This is a genomic window from Pseudomonas carassii, assembly GCF_036324045.1.
In the GTDB taxonomy this organism is placed as follows: Bacteria; Pseudomonadota; Gammaproteobacteria; order Pseudomonadales; family Pseudomonadaceae; genus Aquipseudomonas; species Aquipseudomonas peradeniyensis.
Map to the genome: position 1 here is coordinate 51,910 of NZ_JAZDCT010000004.1, position 19,795 is coordinate 71,704.

Consider the following 19,795-nt stretch of genomic DNA (forward strand, 5'->3'; position numbering starts at 1 on the left):
CCCGCTCCCGCGAGGGGAGCGGGCGGCGGATCAGATGCGGAAGCTGCCGACCAGTTGCTTGAGGCGGCCGGCCTGCTGCTCGAGGTCCGAGCAGGCACGCAGGGTGGCCTGCAGGTTCTCGACGCCTTCCTGGTTGAGCATGTTGATCTCGTTGATGTCCATGTTGATCGAGTCGACCACGGCGGTCTGCTCTTCGGTGGCGGTGGCCACCGACTGGTTCATGCCGTCGATCTCGCCGATGCGCTGGGTGACGCTGCCCAGGCGTTCGCCGGCCTGGTTGGCGATGTCCATGCTGTCCTGGCTGTGACGCTGGCTCTGGCCCATGGTGTCGACCGACTCGCGGGCGCCGACCTGCAGCTCCTCGATCATGGTCTGCACCTGCTGCGCCGACTCCTGGGTGCGGTGCGCCAGGTTACGCACTTCGTCGGCGACCACGGCAAAACCACGTCCGGCCTCGCCGGCTCGGGCTGCCTCGATGGCGGCGTTGAGCGCCAGCAGGTTGGTCTGCTGGGAAATGCTGGTGATCACTTCGAGGATCTGGCCGATGTTGACGGTCTTGTTGTTCAGCGTCTCGATATGCTCGCTGGAGGTGACGATCAGGTCCGACAGGCGATTCATCGCATCGATGTTGCGTTGCACCACCTGCTGGCCTTCCTCGGCCAGCAGCCGCGCGGAGCTGGCATGCTGCGAGGCCTGGGCGGCGTTGCCGGCGATCTCCTGGGCAGCGGCGCCGAGCTGGTTGATGGCGGCGGCGACGCTGTTGGTGCGGTTGGACTGCTCGTCGGAGTTGCTCATCGACGAGTTCGAGGCGCTGATGACCCGCAGTGCCACTTCGTTGACCTGCTCGGTGGCCGAGGACACCTCGCGGATCGAACCGTGGATGCGTTCGACGAAGCGGTTGAAGGCGGTACCGAGGATGCCGAACTCGTCGTGGTTGTGGATTTCCAGGCGGCGGGTCAGGTCGCCTTCACCCTCGGCAATGTTCGACATGGCACGGGTCATGGTGTGCAGCGGCTGCATCAGCACGCGGATCAGCAGGCCGAGCAGGGCGATGATGATCACCACCGCCACCAACGTGGCGATTACCGCCGAAGTACGGAAGGTGCTGAGCATCGAGAAGGCCTTGTCCTTGTCCACCGACAGGCCGATGTACCAGTTGGCCGACGGCAGGCCCTTGACCGGGGTGAAGGTCAGCAGGCGGGTTTCGCCGTTGAGCGTCACTTCGGTCAGGTTGCTGGACAGCCTGGGCGTGTTCTGCGGGAACAGGTCCGACAGCGTCTTCATCACCAGGTTCTTGTCCGGGTGCACCAGGATCTTGCCCTGGTCGTTGACCAGGAAGGCGTAGCCCATGCCGCCGAAGTTCAGCGAGTTGATGATCTGCACCAGGCCGTCGAGGGCCAGGTCGCCGCCGACCACGCCGACCGAGCGCGAGGCGGTGCTGATGATCGAGATGACCAGCTCGTTGGTGGCCATGTCGATGTAGGGTTCGGTGAGGATCGGGCCGTTGGCGTTCAGGCCGTCCTTGTACCAGGGGCGCACGCGCGGGTCGTAGCCGTCGGGCATCTTGGTGTCCGGGCGCACGGTGAAGGTGCCGTCGGGCTGGCCCAGGTAGATGGTCTGGAAGCTCGAGGTGAGGGCGTTCTGGCCAAGCAGGGTGCCGGTGTTCTGTGGGTACTGGGCAATGTTCTGGGCGACGTTCTCGACCAGCTTGATGCGCCCTTCGAACAGGTTGCGGATATTGGTGGAGGTGGACTCGCCCATCTCAGCCAGGTAGTTCTCCAGGTCTTCGCGAATGGCGTTACGCTGGAGGTAGTCGTTGTAAAGGGTAAAGAGGCTGAAGGCGAGTATCACGATCAGTGATGCCGCCAGAAGAATCTTGTGGCTGAAACGAAGGCTTTTATTCATAACGTGATCGTGTCCGCTAAGGTTTTTTATCGGGTCGTTCGCACAAAGCACGGTTGGAAAACAGTGCAACAATTCCCGTGGGTCCTTTTCGGGTTGTTACTGTCTTTCTGGGTAGAATCATTTTGAAATATCGGCTGTCACGCGACGGAACTTGAGCAGGGGATGAAAGAAGATGTCAGATTCCTTACGAATGGTAGTAGGAGCAGGTCCTGATGGTCAGCCGGTATCCCAGTCCATGCGCCTGGCCAACCGGCATGGCCTGGTGGCCGGCGCCACCGGCACCGGCAAGACGGTCACCCTGCAACACCTGGCCGAGTTGTTCAGCGATGCCGGGGTCGCGGTATTCGCTGCGGATGTGAAGGGCGACCTGTGCGGCCTCGGCGCGGCCGGGGTGCCCCAGGGCAAGGTGGCCGAGCGGATCGCCGGCATGCCCTGGCTGAACCACAAGCCCCAGGCTTATCCGGTAAGTCTTTGGGATATCGCGGGGCAATCGGGGCATCCGTTGCGCACCACCCTGAGCGAAATGGGACCGTTGCTGCTGGGCAACCTGCTGGAGCTCACCGACAGCCAGCAGGCCGCCTTGTATGCGGCGTTCAAGGTGGCCGATCGCGAAGGCCTGCTGCTGCTCGACCTGAAAGACCTCAAGGCCCTGCTCGCGCACCTGAAGGACAACCCCCAGCTGTTGGGCGAGGACAGCGCCTTGATGACCAGCGCTTCCACGCAGGCCTTGCTGCGCCGACTGGCGACCCTGGAACAGCAGGGCGCCGAGGCACTGTTCGGCGAGCCGGCGCTGCAACTGGAGGACCTGCTGCGCCCTGAAGGCGACGGACGCGGGCGTATCCACCTGCTCGACGCCAGCCGCCTTGTACATGACGCGCCCAAGGTCTATGCGACCTTCCTGCTGTGGCTGCTGGCTGAACTGTTCGAGCAGCTGCCGGAGCGCGGCGATGCCGACAAGCCGGTGCTGGCGCTGTTCTTCGATGAGGCGCACCTGCTGTTCAACGGTACGCCCAAGGCGTTGCAGGATCGTCTGGAGCAGGTGGTGCGGCTGATCCGCTCCAAGGGCGTTGGGGTGTATTTCGTCACCCAGTCGCCGGGCGACCTGCCGGATGCGGTGCTGGCGCAGCTGGGCCTGCGTATCCAGCATGGCCTGAGGGCATTCACCGCCAAGGAGCAGAAGTCGCTGCGCGCGGTGGCCGATGGTTTCCGCCCCAACCCGGCGTTCGACAGCCTGGGGGTGCTGACCGAGCTGGGCATTGGTGAGGCTTTGGTCGGGACGTTGGAAGAGAAGGGCACGCCGGCCATGGTCCAGCGGGTACTGATCGCGCCGCCGCAGTCGCGGATCGGGCCGTTGAGTGCGACCGAGCGGCAGGCGCTGATTGCGGCATCGCCCCTGGCCGGGCGCTATGACAAGCCAATCGACCGTGAGTCGGCCTATGAAATGCTCAACCAGCGCAAGGGCGAGCCGGTGGAGCCGGTGCCCCAGGCCAAGGCCGACGAAGACAGCTTCGCCGACAAGGCCGGTGAGTTCCTGCAGAGCGCGGCGGGGCAGGCCATCAAGTCGGCGGTGCGCCAAGCGGCCAATCAGTTGGGGCGGCAGTTGGTGCGTGGGTTGATGGGGTCGTTGTTGGGGGGCAGGAAGCGTTGATATTCCTGTCCCGGCCTCTTCGCGGGTTTACCCGCGAAGAGGCCGGTGCCCGAACAATACCCACGAAAAAGGCGCCCGAGGGCGCCTTCTTCTATTGCGGTACCACTCAGCCAATGGCCTTGGTGGCCAGCCAGAACAGGCCGGCGGCCAGGCCCATCGTTGCCGGCAGGGTGAGCACCCAGGCCAGCAGGATGGTCTTCACGGTGCCGCCCTGCAGGCCGCTCTTGTTGGCGACCATGGTACCGGCGACACCCGACGACAGCACGTGAGTGGTGGAAACCGGCAGGCTGAACACGTTGGCCATGCCGATGGCGCAGGCCGCGGTGATCTGGGCCGACATGCCCTGGGCATAGGTCATGCCCTGCTTGCCGATCTTCTCGCCGACGGTCAGCACCACGCGCTTCCAGCCGACCATGGTGCCCAGGCCCAGGGCCAGGGCGACGGCGACGATCACCCAGAACGGTGCGTACTCGGTGGTGGCGGTCAGGTCCTTGCGCAGTTTCTCCAGGTCGGCCTTTTCACGGGCCTGTAGGCCCGGCAGCTTGCCGACCTTCTTCGCCGTGTCATCCAGGCACAGCAGGTAGCGACGCACTTCGACGCGCTTCTCGGCGCTCAGGGCGCGGTAGTCGGTCACCCCGGCCAGCGACGATTGCAGTGCGGCGATGGTCGGCTCGGTCTGCTGCGGGTTGCAACTGAACTGTTCCGGCAGGTCGCTCGCCTGCGCCTTGCCCAGTGCCAGGAACTCGCCCAGGGTGGCGGCGTTGCGCTGGTAGAACTGGCTCAGGTGCAGGGTGGCGTCGCGGGTGCGCTCGATCTGGTAGGTGGTGCTGTTCAGGTCGAGGACGAACTTGGCCGGGACGATGCCGATCAGCACCAGCATGATCAGGCCGATGCCTTTCTGGCCGTCGTTGGAGCCGTGCACGAAGCTCACGCCCATGGCCGAGATCACCAGCACCAGGCGGTTCCAGAACGGCGGGTGCTTCTTGTCGTCGAGCTTGCGGCGCTGGTCCGGGGTCTTGTGCATCTTCGACAGCGGGCGCCACCATTTCAGGCCGATCAGCACCAGGGCGGCGACAGCGAAGCCGGCCATGGGCGAGAGCACCAGGGACATGGCGATGTCGATCGCCTTCTGCCAGTTGACGCCGTCGCCCAGCGGAATGTCGCTGATCAGGGCGTTGGCCAGGCCGACGCCGAGGATCGAGCCGATCAGGGTGTGCGAGCTGGAGGCAGGGATACCGAAGTACCAGGTGCCCAGGTTCCAGGTGATGGCCGCGGCCAGCAGCGAGAAGACCATGGCCAGGCCGTGACCGGTGTTCACATTGATCAGCAGTTCGACAGGCAGCAGGTGGACGATGGCGTAGGCCACCCCGACACCGCCGAGCAGAACGCCGAGGAAGTTGAACACACCGGAGAAGAACACGGCCAGGTGCGGTGGCATGGCCTTGGTATAGATGACGGTGGCTACCGCGTTGGCGGTGTCATGAAAGCCATTGATGAACTCGAATGCGAGCACGAAGGTCAGAGCGAGCGTCAGGCTCACGATAACCCAGGCATCCAGTCCGCTGAATAAATCGATCATGAAGGTTGTCTGGCGGTCTTAGGGGGGGCGGATTATGCCAGAAAACCATGGCAATCGATGCACCCGCCACTGACCGATGGCAGGGAAATGTCGACCCTGCACGCGCACCGTGCTGTTGATCTTTAGCGCAAAATCGCCGTAAAAAATCGATAAATTTCAGAAAAATCAGCGATTTGAGGCTATTTTTGCAAGACAGTCGCAATTTAAACGGTCGTATGAAATTTGTGTGATTCCATTTCATATCGAGCATTTTTGCCCCGAATGCCTCGCTACAACCGCCGCTGCATGATGGCGCGATAGCATCGTTCTGCTTCAGTCGCCGTCGCTGCGCAGTTCCTTTTCGATCTTCTCGATTTCCTGGGCGAAGGCCTGGTCGAGAATGCTCGCGCGTTTACGCCAGGGTTTGCGTTCCGGGTCGGGTTGTGCGGCATAGGTAGTGACTTCACCACCGTAAACATCCTTGTAACGTTCAGCCTGGCGCTCGAGTTCCGCGCGCAGTTCTTCTTTCGTCACAGTAATACCTGAATAGGTTGAAGTTGGGCATCGGCCGTTAAATACACACGCAGGATGTGGAAATATCGGCAATGCGTACACATCGTTGCACTGCAATGACTGGGTGTGGGAGGGCGACCTGCGGCGCACCACACGACAAGCCACTGCTCGGGGCAGGGGGCAGGCGTCAGGAAGGCAACGAAAGTATGTCGATTGGATCCGTTATACAGCACTGGCAACCAACACGAACGATTATAGCAATCGCCAATTCGAAGGCTATCGTTCTTTACCGGTCATTGACAATAGACCAGAAGTTATTGTGACCAGACAGAGGGTTTGTCTGATCGGCGCGCTGAAAGTTCAACTTGCCAGGGTAGTCAAGTTTGCCGTTCGCTGTCAGAAATGAAAACGGCCTCGCTGGGAGGCGAGGCCGTTGCCTGGGACTTCTACGGTGGGTACCTGACCAGTCTCTCCAAAGAAGCCACATGTGGCAGGGGAAAGGTATAAGCAAAAGTGTCAGCGGTCAATTGCGATTATCGGCCGTTCGTTCGATAATCGAACGAGGTAGCGATTTTTTTGAGGCATGTCCATGAGCGAAGAAACCAGCGGCCCGCCAGCGAACGAGCCCGCGCGCAATACCAGCCCCACCCTGGCACCACCGATCGTGGCGTCCGCGGCCAAGCGCATCCAGGCCTTTACCGGCGACCCGGACTTCATGACCTCCCTGGCCCGTGGCCTGGCGGTGATCCAGGCGTTCCAGGAGCGCAAGCGCCACCTGACCATCGCCCAGATCAGCCACCGCACGGAAATACCCCGGGCGGCGGTGCGCCGTTGCCTGCATACCTTGATGAAACTGGGTTACGCGACCACCGACGGGCGCACCTATTCGCTGTTGCCCAAGGTGCTGACCCTTGGCCATGCCTACCTGTCGTCCACACCGCTGGCGGTGTCGGCCCAGCCCTACCTCGACCGGATCAGCGACCAGCTCCATGAAGCGGCCAACATGGCCACGCTGGAGGGCGACGACATCCTTTATATAGCGCGCTCGGCCACGGTCGAACGGTTAATCTCGGTCGACCTGTCGGTCGGCGGGCGGTTACCGGCCTATTGCACGTCGATGGGGCGCATCTTGTTGGCGGCGCTGGACGACGCCAGCCTGCACGAGTACCTGGAACGGGCGGACCTCAAGGCGCGGACCAGCCGTACCCTGCACGACCCGGCATCGCTGTTCGCCTGTATCCAACAGGTGCGCGAGCAGGGCTGGTGCGTGGTCGACCAGGAGCTGGAACAGGGGTTGCGTTCGATTGCCGTGCCGATCTATGACGCCTCGGGGCAGGTGCTGGCGGCGTTGAACGTGAGTACCCATGTCGGTCGGGTCAGCCGTGGGGAGCTGGAGCAGCGCTTCCTGCCGATCCTGCTGGCGGCCAGCCGGGACCTGTGTCATCAGTTGTTTGGTTGAACAACACCGGGGGCGCGCTGCGCCCCATCGCCGGCAAACCGGTTCCTGCACCGGGTGCGCTGAATAGTCGAACATGGGCTGCCGTTTCTTGTTCGATAAACGCACAGTGTCGTTCCCGACGAATTGCGCCGTCCACGGCTGCTGATTAATGTCTGTCGCACGAGTCGGCTTCGCCGACCGGACAATAACAACAGGCCCGAGGGCATCCCCATGAAGACCGTCCTTTCGCTGTCGCGGCCGCACCCGCGCGCAGTGCTGCTGCACGCCGGCTGATCCAGTTCGCCGTATCCACCGTTTCCTGTTCCTGCGCATCAGCGATGCGCGGTAGCCTGCCTGTGCCCAACTCCCGGATAACAACAATGAACAAACCACAATCCGCTGTCGGCAACTGCCTCGATGTCCAGTCCCTCATCAACGACCAACCGCTGTCGCGCTATCAATGGCGGGTGGTGATCCTGTGCTTCCTGATCGTCTTCCTCGATGGCCTGGACACTGCCGCCATGGGCTTCATCGCCCCGGCGCTGTCCCAGGAATGGGGCATCGACCGTGCCAGCCTCGGTCCGGTGATGAGCGCCGCGTTGATTGGCATGGTGTTCGGCGCCCTTGGCTCCGGGCCGCTGGCCGACCGCTTCGGGCGCAAGGGCGTGCTGGTGGGGGCGGTGCTGGTGTTCGGCGGGTTCAGCCTGGCCTCGGCCTACGCCACCAATGTCGACCAGTTGCTGGTGCTGCGCTTTCTGACCGGCCTGGGCCTGGGGGCGGGCATGCCCAATGCCACCACCTTGCTCTCCGAGTACACCCCGGAGCGGCTCAAGTCGCTGCTGGTGACCAGCATGTTCTGTGGCTTCAACCTGGGCATGGCCGGGGGCGGTTTCATCTCGGCCAAGCTGATCCCGGCCTACGGTTGGCACAGTCTGTTGGTGATCGGCGGGGTGCTGCCATTGCTGCTGGCGCTGGTGCTGCTGGTCTGGCTGCCGGAGTCGGCGCGGTTCCTGGTGGTGCGCAACCGCGGCACCGAGAGGGTGCGCCGGACCCTGGCGCCGATCGCCCCGGCCCTGGTGGCCCAGGCCGCGAGCTTCAGTGTGCCGGAGCAGAAGGCGGTGGCGGCACGCAACGTGTTCGCGGTGATCTTCTCGGGCACCTATGGCCTGGGCACTGTACTGCTGTGGCTGACCTACTTCATGGGCCTGGTGATCGTCTACCTGCTGACCAGCTGGCTGCCGACCCTGATGCGTGACAGCGGCGCGAGCATGGAGCAGGCCGCCTTCATCGGCGCGTTGTTCCAGTTCGGCGGCGTGCTCAGCGCGGTGGCCGTGGGTTGGGCGATGGACCGGTTCAACCCGCACAAGGTGATCGGCGTCTTCTACCTGCTGGCGGGGGTGTTCGCCTATGCCGTGGGGCAGAGCCTGGGCAACATCACCGTGCTGGCCACGCTGGTGCTGGTTGCAGGCATGTGCGTGAACGGCGCGCAATCGGCCATGCCGTCGCTGGCGGCGCGGTTCTACCCGACCCAGGGGCGCGCCACCGGGGTGTCGTGGATGCTTGGGATCGGCCGCTTCGGCGCGATCCTCGGTGCCTGGAGCGGGGCGACGCTGCTGGGGCTGGGGTGGACCTTCGAGCAGGTGCTGACCGCGCTGCTGGTGCCGGCGGCGCTGGCCACCATCGGCGTGGTGGTGAAGGGGCTGGTAAGCCACGCCGACGCGACCTGAGGCGATAGGGATGCGTTAGATAGTAGAGTAACAAATTGTTCGATAATCGCACAAAAGTGCGATTATCGGATTGTTACCACCCCGACAGCCACCGTAATCTGGGCCCATCGCAGCGACGCAAAGGCCCGCTGCTCACTGACTCGACTCGACCTGACCAGGAGTCTCCAATGGCAGCAATCCTCTCGCTTCACGAGGCCGTGAAGCAGTTCATCCAGGATGGCGACAGCGTCGCCCTTGAAGGTTTCACCCACCTGATCCCGACGGCGGCCGGTCACGAGATCATCCGCCAGGGCAAGCGCGACCTGACCCTGGTGCGCATGACCCCGGACCTGATCTACGACCAGCTGATCGGTGCCGGCTGCGCGCGCAAGCTGATCTTCTCCTGGGGCGGCAACCCTGGCGTCGGTTCACTGCACCGTCTGCGCGACGCGGTGGAGAAGCAGTGGCCGCACGCCATCGAGATCGAGGAGCACAGCCACGCCGACCTGGCCAACGCCTATGTCGCCGGCGCCTCCGGCCTGCCGTTCGCGGTGCTGCGTGCCTATGCCGGCTCCGACCTGCCGAAGGTCAACCCGCTGATCAAGAGCGTCACCTGCCCGTTCACCGGCGAGGTGCTCGCCGCCGTGCCGTCGGTGCGCCCGGACGTCACCGTGATCCACGCGCAGAAGGCCGACCGTAAGGGCAACGTGCTGCTGTGGGGCATCCTCGGCGTGCAGAAGGAAGCGGCCCTGGCGGCCAAGCGCTGCATCGTCACCGTCGAGGAGATCGTCGATGACCTGAATGCGCCGATGAATGCCTGCGTGTTGCCGACCTGGGCGCTCAGCGCGGTGTGCCTGGTGCCCGGTGGCGCCCACCCGTCCTACGCCCACGGCTACTACGAGCGTGACAACCGCTTCTACCAGGCCTGGGACCCGATCGCCCGCAACCGCGAGTCGTTCACTGCCTGGATCGACACCTTCATCCGTGGCACCCGGGACTTCACCGAATTCCAGGCCAAGCTGGCCAGCACCGCGGAGGCCGCGCAATGAGCTACTCCACTTCCGAAATGATGACCGTCGCGGCGGCCCGCCGCCTGCGCAACGGTGCCGTGTGCTTCGTCGGCATCGGCCTGCCGTCGAAGGCCGCCAACCTGGCACGGCTGACCTCCTCGCCCGATGTCGTGCTGATCTACGAGTCCGGTCCGATCGGCGCCAAGCCGAGCGTGCTGCCGTTGTCCATCGGTGACGGCGAGCTGGCCGAGACCGCCGACACCGTGGTGCCGACCGGCGAGATCTTCCGCTACTGGCTGCAGGGCGGGCGCATCGACGTCGGCTTCCTCGGTGCGGCCCAGGTCGACCGCTTCGGCAATATCAACACCACGGTGGTCGGTGACTACCACGCGCCGAAGACTCGCCTGCCGGGGGCCGGCGGCGCGCCGGAGATTGCCGGTTCCGCCAAGCAGGTGCTGATCATCCTCAAGCAGTCGCCGCGCGCCTTCGTCGACAAACTCGATTTCATCACCTCGGTCGGCCACGGCGAAGGCGGTGACTCGCGCAAGCGCCTGGGCCTGCCTGGCGACGGGCCGGTCGGCATCATCACCGACCTGTGCATCATGGAGCCGGAAGCGGACACCCAAGAATTCGTGGTCACGTCGATCCACCCGGGTGTGACCCGCGAGCAGATCGTTGCCGCCACTGGCTGGGCGATCCGCTTCGCCGACGACGTGCAGCAGACCGCGGCACCCAGCGATGTCGAACTGTCCGCCCTGCGCGACCTCGAAGCGCGCACCGCCGCCGCCCATGGCCAGACGGCAGGAGAAGCCTGATGCGTGACGTCTTTATCTGCGACGCTATCCGTACCCCCATTGGCCGCTTTGGCGGCGCCTTGGCCAGTGTGCGCGCCGACGACCTGGCGGCGGTGCCGCTCAAGGCGCTGGTCGAGCGCAATCCGCAGGTGCAGTGGGAGCTGCTCGACGAAGTGTTCCTTGGCTGCGCCAACCAGGCCGGCGAGGACAACCGCAACGTGGCGCGCATGGCGCTGCTGCTGGCCGGCCTGCCGCAGAGCATTCCCGGCGTGACCCTCAACCGTCTGTGCGCCTCGGGCATGGACGCCATCGGCAGCGCGTTTCGCGCCATCGCCAGTGGCGAGATGGAACTGGCCATCGCCGGTGGCGTCGAGTCGATGTCCCGCGCGCCGTTCGTGATGGGCAAGGCCGAGAGCGGCTACTCGCGAAATATGAAGCTCGAGGACACCACCATCGGCTGGCGCTTCGTCAATTCGTTGATGAAGGCGCAACATGGCGTGGACTCGATGCCCGAGACCGCCGACAACGTTGCTGATGATTACCGGGTGTCGCGCGCCGACCAGGACACCTTCGCCCTGCGCAGTCAGCAGAAGGCCGCCGCCGCGCAGGCTGCCGGTTTCTTCGCCGAAGAGATCGTACCGGTGCGTATCGCCCATAAAAAAGGCGAGACCGTGGTCGAGCAGGATGAGCACCTGCGCCCGGACACCACGCTGGAGGCGCTGAACAGGCTCAAGCCGGTCAATGGCCCTGACAAGACGGTTACCGCAGGCAATGCCTCGGGCGTCAACGATGGCGCCGCCGCACTGATCCTGGCCTCGGCCGATGCCGTGAAGAAACATGGCTTGACCCCACGGGCCCGGGTGCTGGGCATGGCCAGTGCCGGCGTGGCGCCGCGGGTAATGGGCATCGGCCCGGTGCCGGCGGTGCGCAAGCTGACCGAGCGTCTCGGTGTGGCGGTGGCGGAATTCGATGTCATCGAGCTCAACGAGGCGTTTGCCAGCCAGGGACTGGCGGTGCTGCGCGAGCTGGGCGTGGCGGATGATGCGCCGCAGGTCAACCCCAACGGCGGTGCGATTGCCCTGGGGCATCCGCTGGGGATGAGCGGGGCGCGGTTGGTGCTGACGGCGTTGCATCAGCTGGAGAAGAGTGGCGGGCGCAAGGGACTGGCGACCATGTGCGTGGGCGTTGGCCAAGGGTTGGCGCTGGCCATCGAGCGGGTCTGAAGTTGGACGCGCCCCCTGTAGGAGCGGCCTTGTGTCGCGAAAGGGCCGCGCAGCGGCCCCAGGATCTCTGTGCCGACGCAGAAATTGCCGGGGCCGCTACGCGACCCTTTCGCGACACAAGGCCGCTCCTACAGGGAACCGTGTCTGACAGGGAACGAGATTGTTACTGGGTATGTCTAGACTTTGCAGTGACCTCCCAGGAGTAAAAACACCATGACTTCCAGCTATTACACCGGCGAAGAGCGCAGCAAGCGGATCTTCGCCATCGTCGGCGCGTCGTCGGGCAACCTGGTCGAATGGTTCGACTTCTATGTCTACGCCTTCTGCGCGATCTACTTCGCCCCGGCCTTCTTCCCCTCCGACGACCCCACCGTGCAGTTGCTCAACACCGCCGGCGTGTTCGCCGCGGGCTTCCTGATGCGCCCCATCGGTGGCTGGATCTTCGGCCGCCTGGCCGACCGCCACGGGCGCAAGAATTCGCTGATGATCTCGGTGCTGATGATGTGCGGCGGCTCGCTGATCATCGCCTGCCTGCCCACCTACGCCAGCATCGGCGCCTGGGCGCCGGCGCTGCTGCTCCTGGCGCGGCTGATCCAGGGCCTGTCGGTGGGCGGCGAGTACGGCACCACCGCCACTTACATGAGCGAAGTGGCCTTGCGCGGCCAGCGCGGCTTCTTCGCCTCGTTCCAGTACGTCACCCTGATCGGCGGCCAGTTGCTGGCGGTGCTGGTGGTGGTGATCCTGCAACAGCTGCTCAGCGAAGAGGAGCTGCGGGCATACGGCTGGCGCATCCCGTTCGTGGTCGGCGCCATCGCCGCGCTGATCTCGCTGATGTTGCGCCGCTCGCTGAAGGAGACCAGCAGCGCCGAGACCCGCCAGGACAAGGAGGCCGGTACCATTCGCGGGCTGTTCCGCCACCATGCCGCCGCCTTCATCACCGTGCTGGGCTACACCGCCGGTGGCTCGCTGATCTTCTACACCTTCACCACCTACATGCAGAAATACCTGGTCAACACTGCCGGCATGAACGCCAAGAGCGCCAGTTTCGTCATGACCGGCGCGCTGTTCCTGTTCATGATCCTGCAGCCGGTGTTCGGCATGCTCTCCGACCGTATCGGCCGACGCAATTCGATGCTGCTGTTCGGCGCCCTCGGGACGCTCTTCACCGTGCCGTTGCTGATGGCGCTGAAGACCGTGAGCAGCCCGTTCATGGCCTTCGTGCTGGTGACCCTGGCGCTGTGCATCGTCAGCTTCTACACCTCCATCAGCGGCCTGGTGAAGGCCGAGATGTTCCCCCCGCAGGTCCGTGCGCTGGGGGTGGGGCTGGCCTACGCGGTGGCCAACGCGGTGTTCGGCGGCTCGGCCGAATACGTGGCGCTGGGCTTGAAAACCTTAGGCATGGAGAACACCTTCTACTGGTACGTGACCGCGATGATGGCGGTGGCCTTCCTGTTCAGCCTGCGCCTGCCCAAGCAGGCGGCGTACCTGCACCACGATCATTAAGGACGTTGCATGAGCAACCAACTGTTCGATGCCTACTTCACCGCGCCGGCCATGCGCGAGATCTTCTCCGACCGTGGCCGGTTGCAGGGCATGCTCGATTTCGAGGCCGCCCTGGCCCGCGCCGAGGCGGGTGCCGGGCTGGTGCCGCACACGGCGGTGAGCGCCATCGAGGCGGCCTGCAAGGCCGAGCGCTATGACGTGCGTGCCTTGGCCGATGCCATCGCCACCGCTGGCAACTCGGCGATTCCGCTGGTCAAGGCCCTGGGCAAGGTGGTCGCCAGCGGCGTGCCCGAGGCCGAGCGCTACGTGCACCTCGGCGCCACCAGCCAGGATGCGATGGACAGTGGCCTGGTGCTGCAACTGCGTGACGCCCTGGGGCTGATCGACCGTGACCTCGGCAAGCTGGCCGACACCTTGGCCCGCCAGGCGTTGCAGCATGCCGACACGCCGCTGGTGGGGCGTACCTGGCTGCAGCATGCCACGCCGGTGACGCTGGGGATGAAACTGGCCGGTGTGCTCGGCGCCCTGACCCGTCATCGCCAGCGCCTCAAGGAACTGCGCCCGCGCCTGCTGGTGCTGCAGTTCGGCGGCGCCTCCGGCAGCCTGGCGGCGCTGGGCAGCAAGGCCTTGCCGGTGGCCGAGGCCCTGGCCGCGCATTTGAAACTGTCCTTGCCCGAACAGCCGTGGCACACCCAGCGGGACCGCCTGGTGGAATTCGCCTCGGTACTGGGCCTGGTCGCCGGCAGCCTGGGCAAGTTCGGCCGGGATGTCAGCCTGTTGATGCAGACCGAGGCGGGCGAGCTGTTCGAGCCCGGCGCGCCGGGCAAGGGCGGGTCCTCGACCATGCCGCACAAGCGCAACCCGGTGGGCGCTGCGGTGCTGATCGGTGCCGCCACCCGCGTGCCGGGACTGGTCTCGACACTGTTCGCCGCGATGCCTCAGGAGCACGAGCGCAGCCTCGGCCTGTGGCACGCCGAATGGGAAACCCTGCCGGAAATCTGCTGCCTGGTCTCCGGCGCCCTGCGCCAGGCACAGCTGATCGCCGAGGGCATGGAGGTGGACACTGCCCGCATGCGCCGCAACCTGGATCTGACCCAGGGCCTGGTGCTGGCCGAGGCGGTCAGTATCGTGCTTGCCCAGCGTCTGGGGCGCGAGCGTGCCCATCACCTGCTGGAGCAATGCTGTCAGCGCGCCGTGGCCGAAGGGCGCCACCTGCGTGTCGTGCTCGGCGACGAACCGCAGGTCAGCGCCGAACTGTCCGCTGACGAGCTCGACCGTCTGCTCGACCCTGCCCATTACCTCGGCCAGGCCCGTGTCTGGGTGGCACGCGCCGTGGCCGAACATCAACGATTCACTGCCTGAAAGGAGACCGCTGTGGCGCACCTGCAACTGGCCGATGGCGCATTGCATTACCAACTCGACGGTCCGGCCGATGCGCCGGTACTGGTCCTGTCCAACTCGCTGGGCACCGACCTGCACATGTGGGATGCGCAGATCCCGGCATGGGCCGAGCATTTTCGTGTGCTGCGCTACGACACCCGGGGGCATGGCGGTTCGCTGGTCACCGAGGGCCCCTACAGTATCGAGCAACTGGGTGGCGACGTGTTGGCCCTGCTCGATGCCCTGGATATCGAGAAGGCCCATTTCATCGGCCTGTCCATGGGCGGCCTGATTGGTCAGTGGCTGGGCATCAACGCGGGCAACCGCCTGCTCAGCCTGACCCTGTGCAATACCGCGGCGAAGATCGCCAACGATGAGGTGTGGAATACCCGCATCGACACCGTGCTCGCGGGCGGCCGGCAGGCCATGGCCGATCTGCGCGATGCGTCCATCGCTCGCTGGTTCACCCCTGCGTTCGCCGCCGCCGAGCCGGAACGCACCCTGCGTATCTGCCAGATGCTGGCGCAGACTTCGCCGGAGGGCTACGCGGCCAATTGCGCCGCGGTGCGCGATGCCGATTTCCGTGACCAGCTCAATCACGTCCAGGTGCCGACCCTGATTGTCGCCGGCACCGCCGATGCGGTGACCACCCCCGAGCACGGTCGCTTCATGCAGACCGGCATCCTCGGCGCCGAGTACGTCGAGTTTGCGGCGGCGCACCTGTCCAATGTCGAGATCGGCGCGCCGTTCAGCCGCCGTGTGCTCGACTTCCTGTCGAGTCGCTGAGGAGTACACCGTGGACGAGAAGCAACGCTACGAGGCGGGCATGCAGGTGCGCCGCGCGGTACTGGGCGACGCCCATGTCGACCGCAGCCTGGAGAAACTCAACGACTTCAACGGCGAGTTCCAGGAGATGATTACCCGGCATGCCTGGGGCGATATCTGGACGCGTCCGGGGTTGCCGCGGCATACCCGCAGCCTGATCACCATCGCCATGTTGATCGGCATGAACCGCAATGAAGAGCTCAAGCTGCACCTGCGCGCCGCCGCCAATAATGGCGTGACGCGGGAGGAGATCAAGGAGGTGATCATGCAGAGCGCGATCTACTGCGGGATCCCGGCGGCCAACGCCACGTTCCACCTGGCCGAGTCGGTGTGGGATGAGTTGGGGGTGGAGTCGCGGCTGTAGGCTTGCGTGCTTCCCTTTAGGAGCGGCCTTGTGCCGCGAATGGGCTGCGCAGCAGCCCCATCGCGGGGGACGCTGAAACTGCCGGGGCTGCTTTGCGGCCCTTTCGCGGCACAAGGCCGCTCCTACAGGCCTCGAGGTGGGGTTAGATCGCCGCTTTCTTCTGGCGGATGGCCACCGGCCCGGCATTGGCCTCCACGGCTTTTTTCAGCTCAGGGCACAGCCCGGCCATGAACGCCAGCTCCGCCACCACGAACAGCGGCCCGATGATCAGCCCGCTCAGGTCATCGACGAACGCCGGCTTGCGCCCTTCGTACCAGTGGCCGACGAACTGGATGATCCAGCCCACCACGAACGCGCCCAGCCCGGCGCTCAGCCACAACCCGGTGCTCTGCACGGCCAGTGCCTGGCCGGCCCACAGGCACAGCCCCAGCAGCAGGCCCATCACCAGCCCGAAGCGCAGGTCCAGGCGCAGGTAGAACCACACCGACCAGCCCGCCAGCAACAGCGCCGGCGACAGCCAGATGCCGGCCAGGTCCCAGCCGGGGCGCGACAGCAGGATGGTCACGGCCAGCACGATCAGCGGAATGCCGATGAAGTGAGTGGCGATGTTGCGCGGATCGCGGTGGTAGGCCGCATATTGACTCAGGTGCTCGACGAGGTTTTTCATTGTTGTTCCTCCATCAGGGGTGAGCGCAGCTTGCCCCTGTTCAGTCACCGTCGTCTGTCGCCTGGCCGACAGAGTTCGTTTTGCGAGGCGCCATGCACGATCCGCGTACCCAGCTGCTGCATGGCCAGTGGTTCCGGCAATTGCCCGCTACCGTTCAGGATAGCCTGCTGGCCCTGGGCCGTGCGCGCGAGCTGGCGCCGGGGCAATGCCTGTTCCAGCGTGGCGATGCGCCCTGTGGCCTGTATGCGGTGCTGGAGGGGGCGATGCGGGTCGGCGCGGTCAGCAGCGAGGGCAAGGAGGCGCTGCTGACGCTGGTCGAGTCGCCCCACTGGTTTGGTGAGATCAGCCTGTTCGACGGTCAGCCGCGTACCCACGACGCCTATGCCGAAGGGCCGACGCGCCTGCTGTGGATCCCCCAGGCGCAGCTGCTCGAGTGGCTGGCGCGCGAGCCTGTGCATTGGCGTGAGCTGGCCTTGCTGATGAGCCACAAGTTGCGCTGGGTGTTCGTTGCCCTGGAGCAGCAGAGCTTGCTGGCCGCCGCGCCGCGGGTGGCCCAGCGTCTGCTGCAGATGGCCGAAGGCTACGGCGAGCGCGATGTCGCCCAGTGGCGGCTGCAGGTGTCCCAGGAACAGCTGGCGCTGATGTTGTCGCTGTCGCGCCAGACCATCAACCAGATCCTCAAGAGCTTCGAGCAGTCCGGCGTGGTGCGCCTGGGCTATGGCGAGGTGGAGATTGTCGATGCCCGGCGTCTGCGGGCGATGGGGCAGCATCCAGGCTGACCAGGGTGTCGATCATCGCCCGCGCCGCCGGTGACAGGCGATAGCCGCTGCGGCTGATCACCCCGCAGCGTACGCTGAGCACTTCCAGGCCCGGGGGCAGGTTGCGCCAGTGCAGGCGCACCAGGTCGCCGGCGGCCAGGTCCTCGGCCACCGCTTCCTCGCTGGCCGTGCCGATGGCATCACTGGCCAGCACTACGCTGCGCAGCACCGCCAGATGCTCGGTCTGCAGGTGCGGGATGAAGTCGCTGCGTCCGCTGAGGTTAGCCAGGCGCTTGCGCACGCCCGGCGCCAGCAGCGCGCTGGCCAGGGGGTAGGCGAACAAGTCGTTGGTCGACAGGCTGTCCTTGGCCAGCAGCGGGTGCCCGGGGCGGCAGAAGAACAGGCCGGGGCGCGGGGTCAGCGCTTCGGTGTGGAAGTTCGGGTCGGCCTCGAAGGGGCGCACGTCATCGACGAAGAACTCGATCTGCTCGCGCCGCAGGGCCTGGCCCAGGCGTTCGGCGTTGTCCACCAGCAGCGCGGTGCGGATGCCCGGACGGCGCTCGATGAAGTGTTGCAGGGCCTGGGGCACCAGGCGCACGGCCAGGGCCGGGCCGCTGCCGAAATGCAGTTCGCCGGCATCGAGCTTGGTCATCTGCAGCACTTCGTTGTTCAACTGCGCCGCGCCTTGCACCAGGCGGCGGGCGTGTTGCAGTACCACTTGCCCCTCGGGAGTTGGGGGCAGTGACTTGTTGGCGCGATCGACCAGGGCACAGCCGAAGGTCTGTTCGAGGTTCTGGATGGCGCGGCTGAAGGCGGGTTGAGTGATGCCCATGGCTTCGGCGGCGCGGACGAAACTGCGGTATTCGGTGAGGGCGATGAAATAGCGCAGTTGGCGGAGGTCCATGCTCGGGCTCTGGTGCGGGGGCGGAGCTTGGTTTTAGCGACTTGTTACATATAGCGTCAAAGAATGTTAATTAATTTGAATATGTCTTTTAGTTATTTGCCAGGTGGCAGGCCTAATCGCGGGGCAAGCCCGCTCCCACGTTGCTCCCACGCCATTGCTGGTTTCTGCGGGCGGCGTGGGAGCGGGCTTGCCCCGCGATGGCATCAAAGAAGATTGAGCGGGTAACTGACGATCAAGCGGTTCTCGTCGAACGCATTGCTGCTGAAATCCCTGCGCATGGTCGAGTTGCGCCATTTCACCGACAGGTCCTTGAAGGTCCCGGCCTGCACCACATAGGCCAGCTCGGTCTCCCGGGCCCACTCCTTGCCATCGTCCACCCCGCCCGCATGCACGTTGTCACCCTTGATGTAGCGGTTCATCAGGGTCAGCCCGGGGATGCCCACGGTGACGAAGTTGAAGTCATGGCGCACCTGCCAGGAGCGCTCCTTGGCATTATCGAAGCTGGCGTTGTAGCTGTCGTTGGCCAGGGTGCCACCGCTGGTGCCGTTGACCCGCATCCAGGCATCGTCTCCGCTGACCTTCTGCAGGCCGACGAAGAAGGTGTGGCCCTGGTAGCGTGCCGAAAGCATGGCCGAGACAGTGCGGTTGTCGAGGTCGCCGGCGCGGGCGCTGCCGTCTTCCTTGCCGAGGAAGTAGCCCAGGTTGGCGCCCAGAGTCCAGTCGCCCAGGGGCTGGCTGTGCACCAGGTTCAAGTACTGCTGGCGGTAGATGTCCTTGAGGCGGGCGTCCCACAGACCGACCATCGTGCGCTTGTCGTTGAAGCTGTATTCGCCGCCGGCGAAGTTGAAGCGGTCGGAGGTGATGCCGGCGCGCCCCTGCATGAACATGTCTTCCATGCTCGCGTCGTTGCGCGGGCTGTTGCCGCGGAACTGGCCGGCATAGAGGGTCAGGCCGTCGATCTCCTTCGAGGTGAGCTGGCCGCCGCGGAACGTCTGCGGCAGCGAGCGGCCATCGTCCGAACGCAGGATCGGCAGCACCGGCATCCACTCGCCGAGCTTGAGTTCGGTCTGCGACAGGCACGCCTTGAATGCCACGCCCAGGCGGCCGAAATCATCGGCCGGGCGGCCATCGTCATGCACCGGCAGCAGGTGGGTGCCGGCCGTGCCCTTGCCGCCATCGAGCTTGACCGAGTACAGCCCCAGCACGTCCACACCGAAGCCGACGGTGCCCTGGGTGAAGCCGGAACGGGCGTCGAGGATGAAGCTCTGGGTCCATTCCTCGGCCTTGCCCTGGGGGTTGGTCGGGTCGACGAAGTTGCGGTTGATGTAGAAGTTGCGCAGGTTGAGGCTGGCCTTGGCGTCCTCCAGAAAACCGCTTTCGGCGGCGACGGCGGGCAAGGCGCAGGACAGGGCCAACAGGCCCGGCAGCAGCTGGCGTGCGGGTTGCAAAGTGCTCATCTGTCGTGGATCTCTTGTTTTTATTGGGCGAGCCGGGGTGCTGCGGGTGCGGGCCGCAGGGTCGGGCGTCTTTAGAGAGAGCTTGTGCAACGTTGCGTGGGCGATGGTGCGGGGGAGGGTGGGGGCGAGGCAATTCGTGGAG

17 protein-coding genes and 1 pseudogene are annotated in these 19,795 nt (G+C 65.2%); 11 read left to right on the plus strand and 7 right to left on the minus strand.

From position 1 onward, the window contains the following. Positions 1-30: 30 nt before the first annotated feature. Positions 31-795: a methyl-accepting chemotaxis protein gene (locus tag V0R62_RS26735; RefSeq protein ID WP_371263123.1), complete on the minus strand. Its 765-nt coding sequence runs from the start codon at positions 793-795 to the stop codon at positions 31-33. Positions 796-888: 93 nt separating this feature from the next. Further along, positions 889-1,905 (minus strand): annotated as a pseudogene (locus V0R62_RS26740) (HAMP domain-containing protein); the annotation flags it as partial. Positions 1,906-2,077: 172 nt separating this feature from the next. Between V0R62_RS26740 and V0R62_RS04180 the strand changes: the two are divergent. After that, a complete protein-coding gene (locus tag V0R62_RS04180; protein ID WP_330102875.1) occupies positions 2,078-3,553 on the plus strand; it encodes a helicase HerA-like domain-containing protein in 1,476 nt (491 codons plus the stop codon). A gap of 106 nt (positions 3,554-3,659) precedes the next feature. Here the strand turns inward: V0R62_RS04180 and V0R62_RS04185 are convergent, their stop codons facing one another. Beyond that, positions 3,660-5,132, minus strand: coding sequence for an inorganic phosphate transporter (locus V0R62_RS04185; protein WP_280083021.1), 1,473 nt, complete (start codon positions 5,130-5,132; stop codon positions 3,660-3,662). Positions 5,133-5,444: 312 nt separating this feature from the next. After that, the gene (locus V0R62_RS04190) at positions 5,445-5,645 is read right to left on the minus strand and encodes a hypothetical protein (RefSeq protein ID WP_028690221.1); all 201 of its coding nucleotides are present in this window, start codon (positions 5,643-5,645) and stop codon (positions 5,445-5,447) included. Between the two features lie 568 nt (positions 5,646-6,213). On the opposite strand from V0R62_RS04190, the gene pcaR reads away from it, so the two are divergent. The 9 genes from pcaR to pcaC all read left to right on the plus strand — a co-directional run bounded on the left by pcaR (position 6,214) and on the right by pcaC (position 15,867). Then, positions 6,214-7,083 (plus strand): pca regulon transcriptional regulator PcaR, encoded by an 870-nt coding sequence (gene pcaR, locus V0R62_RS04195; RefSeq protein ID WP_050703907.1) that lies wholly within the window; start codon positions 6,214-6,216, stop codon positions 7,081-7,083. A 359-nt stretch (positions 7,084-7,442) separates the two neighbouring features. After that, positions 7,443-8,789: an MFS transporter gene (locus V0R62_RS04200; protein WP_330102876.1), complete on the plus strand. Its 1,347-nt coding sequence runs from the start codon at positions 7,443-7,445 to the stop codon at positions 8,787-8,789. Between the two features lie 167 nt (positions 8,790-8,956). Next, positions 8,957-9,817 carry a CoA transferase subunit A gene (locus V0R62_RS04205; RefSeq protein ID WP_028690217.1) on the plus strand — a complete coding sequence of 287 codons (861 nt, stop codon included), beginning with the start codon at positions 8,957-8,959 and terminating at the stop codon, positions 9,815-9,817. After that, positions 9,814-10,593 (plus strand): CoA-transferase subunit beta, encoded by a 780-nt coding sequence (locus tag V0R62_RS04210; protein ID WP_198744423.1) that lies wholly within the window; start codon positions 9,814-9,816, stop codon positions 10,591-10,593. The genes V0R62_RS04205 and V0R62_RS04210 overlap by 4 nt, the downstream gene beginning before the upstream one ends. After that, positions 10,590-11,795 carry a 3-oxoadipyl-CoA thiolase gene (gene pcaF, locus V0R62_RS04215; protein WP_330102978.1) on the plus strand — a complete coding sequence of 402 codons (1,206 nt, stop codon included), beginning with the start codon at positions 10,590-10,592 and terminating at the stop codon, positions 11,793-11,795. The genes V0R62_RS04210 and pcaF overlap by 4 nt, the downstream gene beginning before the upstream one ends. 213 nt (positions 11,796-12,008) lie before the next feature. Further along, on the plus strand, positions 12,009-13,298 hold the full coding sequence (locus V0R62_RS04220) for an MFS family transporter (RefSeq protein WP_330102877.1): 1,290 nt from the start codon (positions 12,009-12,011) through the stop codon (positions 13,296-13,298). A 9-nt stretch (positions 13,299-13,307) separates the two neighbouring features. Then, positions 13,308-14,660, plus strand: coding sequence for a 3-carboxy-cis,cis-muconate cycloisomerase (locus V0R62_RS04225; RefSeq protein ID WP_330102878.1), 1,353 nt, complete (start codon positions 13,308-13,310; stop codon positions 14,658-14,660). Between the two features lie 12 nt (positions 14,661-14,672). After that, a complete protein-coding gene (gene pcaD / locus V0R62_RS04230; RefSeq protein WP_330102879.1) occupies positions 14,673-15,464 on the plus strand; it encodes a 3-oxoadipate enol-lactonase in 792 nt (263 codons plus the stop codon). A gap of 10 nt (positions 15,465-15,474) precedes the next feature. Then, complete coding sequence (pcaC, locus tag V0R62_RS04235; protein WP_050703915.1) at positions 15,475-15,867, plus strand: 4-carboxymuconolactone decarboxylase; 393 nt, start codon at positions 15,475-15,477, stop codon at positions 15,865-15,867. 142 nt (positions 15,868-16,009) lie between these two features. Here the strand turns inward: pcaC and V0R62_RS04240 are convergent, their stop codons facing one another. Next, positions 16,010-16,534 (minus strand): Mpo1 family 2-hydroxy fatty acid dioxygenase, encoded by a 525-nt coding sequence (locus V0R62_RS04240; RefSeq protein WP_186731991.1) that lies wholly within the window; start codon positions 16,532-16,534, stop codon positions 16,010-16,012. 92 nt (positions 16,535-16,626) lie between these two features. Here V0R62_RS04240 and V0R62_RS04245 point away from each other — a divergent pair, with 92 nt between their 5' ends. Continuing rightward, positions 16,627-17,313: a Crp/Fnr family transcriptional regulator gene (locus V0R62_RS04245; RefSeq protein ID WP_330102880.1), complete on the plus strand. Its 687-nt coding sequence runs from the start codon at positions 16,627-16,629 to the stop codon at positions 17,311-17,313. Here the strand turns inward: V0R62_RS04245 and V0R62_RS04250 are convergent. Then, positions 17,213-18,196 (minus strand): LysR family transcriptional regulator, encoded by a 984-nt coding sequence (locus V0R62_RS04250; RefSeq protein ID WP_330102881.1) that lies wholly within the window; start codon positions 18,194-18,196, stop codon positions 17,213-17,215. The genes V0R62_RS04245 and V0R62_RS04250 overlap by 101 nt on opposite strands. A gap of 203 nt (positions 18,197-18,399) precedes the next feature. Then, the gene (locus tag V0R62_RS04255) at positions 18,400-19,653 is read right to left on the minus strand and encodes an OprD family porin (RefSeq protein WP_330102882.1); all 1,254 of its coding nucleotides are present in this window, start codon (positions 19,651-19,653) and stop codon (positions 18,400-18,402) included. Between the last annotated feature and the right edge of the window lie 142 nt (positions 19,654-19,795).

Excerpts from the sequence above, each read along its gene's own strand:
- V0R62_RS26735 (WP_371263123.1), bottom strand. The coding sequence starts at position 795 with ATGAGCAACTCCGACGAGCAGTCCAACCGCACCAACAGCGTCGCCGCC.
- V0R62_RS04180 (WP_330102875.1), top strand. The coding sequence starts at position 2,078 with ATGTCAGATTCCTTACGAATGGTAGTAGGAGCAGGTCCTGATGGTCAG.
- V0R62_RS04185 (WP_280083021.1), bottom strand. The coding sequence starts at position 5,132 with ATGATCGATTTATTCAGCGGACTGGATGCCTGGGTTATCGTGAGCCTG.
- pcaR (WP_050703907.1), top strand. The coding sequence starts at position 6,214 with ATGAGCGAAGAAACCAGCGGCCCGCCAGCGAACGAGCCCGCGCGCAAT.
- V0R62_RS04200 (WP_330102876.1), top strand. The coding sequence starts at position 7,443 with ATGAACAAACCACAATCCGCTGTCGGCAACTGCCTCGATGTCCAGTCC.
- V0R62_RS04205 (WP_028690217.1), top strand. The coding sequence starts at position 8,957 with ATGGCAGCAATCCTCTCGCTTCACGAGGCCGTGAAGCAGTTCATCCAG.
- V0R62_RS04210 (WP_198744423.1), top strand. The coding sequence starts at position 9,814 with ATGAGCTACTCCACTTCCGAAATGATGACCGTCGCGGCGGCCCGCCGC.
- V0R62_RS04220 (WP_330102877.1), top strand. The coding sequence starts at position 12,009 with ATGACTTCCAGCTATTACACCGGCGAAGAGCGCAGCAAGCGGATCTTC.
- V0R62_RS04225 (WP_330102878.1), top strand. The coding sequence starts at position 13,308 with ATGAGCAACCAACTGTTCGATGCCTACTTCACCGCGCCGGCCATGCGC.
- V0R62_RS04240 (WP_186731991.1), bottom strand. The coding sequence starts at position 16,534 with ATGAAAAACCTCGTCGAGCACCTGAGTCAATATGCGGCCTACCACCGC.
- V0R62_RS04245 (WP_330102880.1), top strand. The coding sequence starts at position 16,627 with ATGCACGATCCGCGTACCCAGCTGCTGCATGGCCAGTGGTTCCGGCAA.
- V0R62_RS04250 (WP_330102881.1), bottom strand. The coding sequence starts at position 18,196 with ATGGACCTCCGCCAACTGCGCTATTTCATCGCCCTCACCGAATACCGC.
- V0R62_RS04255 (WP_330102882.1), bottom strand. The coding sequence starts at position 19,653 with ATGAGCACTTTGCAACCCGCACGCCAGCTGCTGCCGGGCCTGTTGGCC.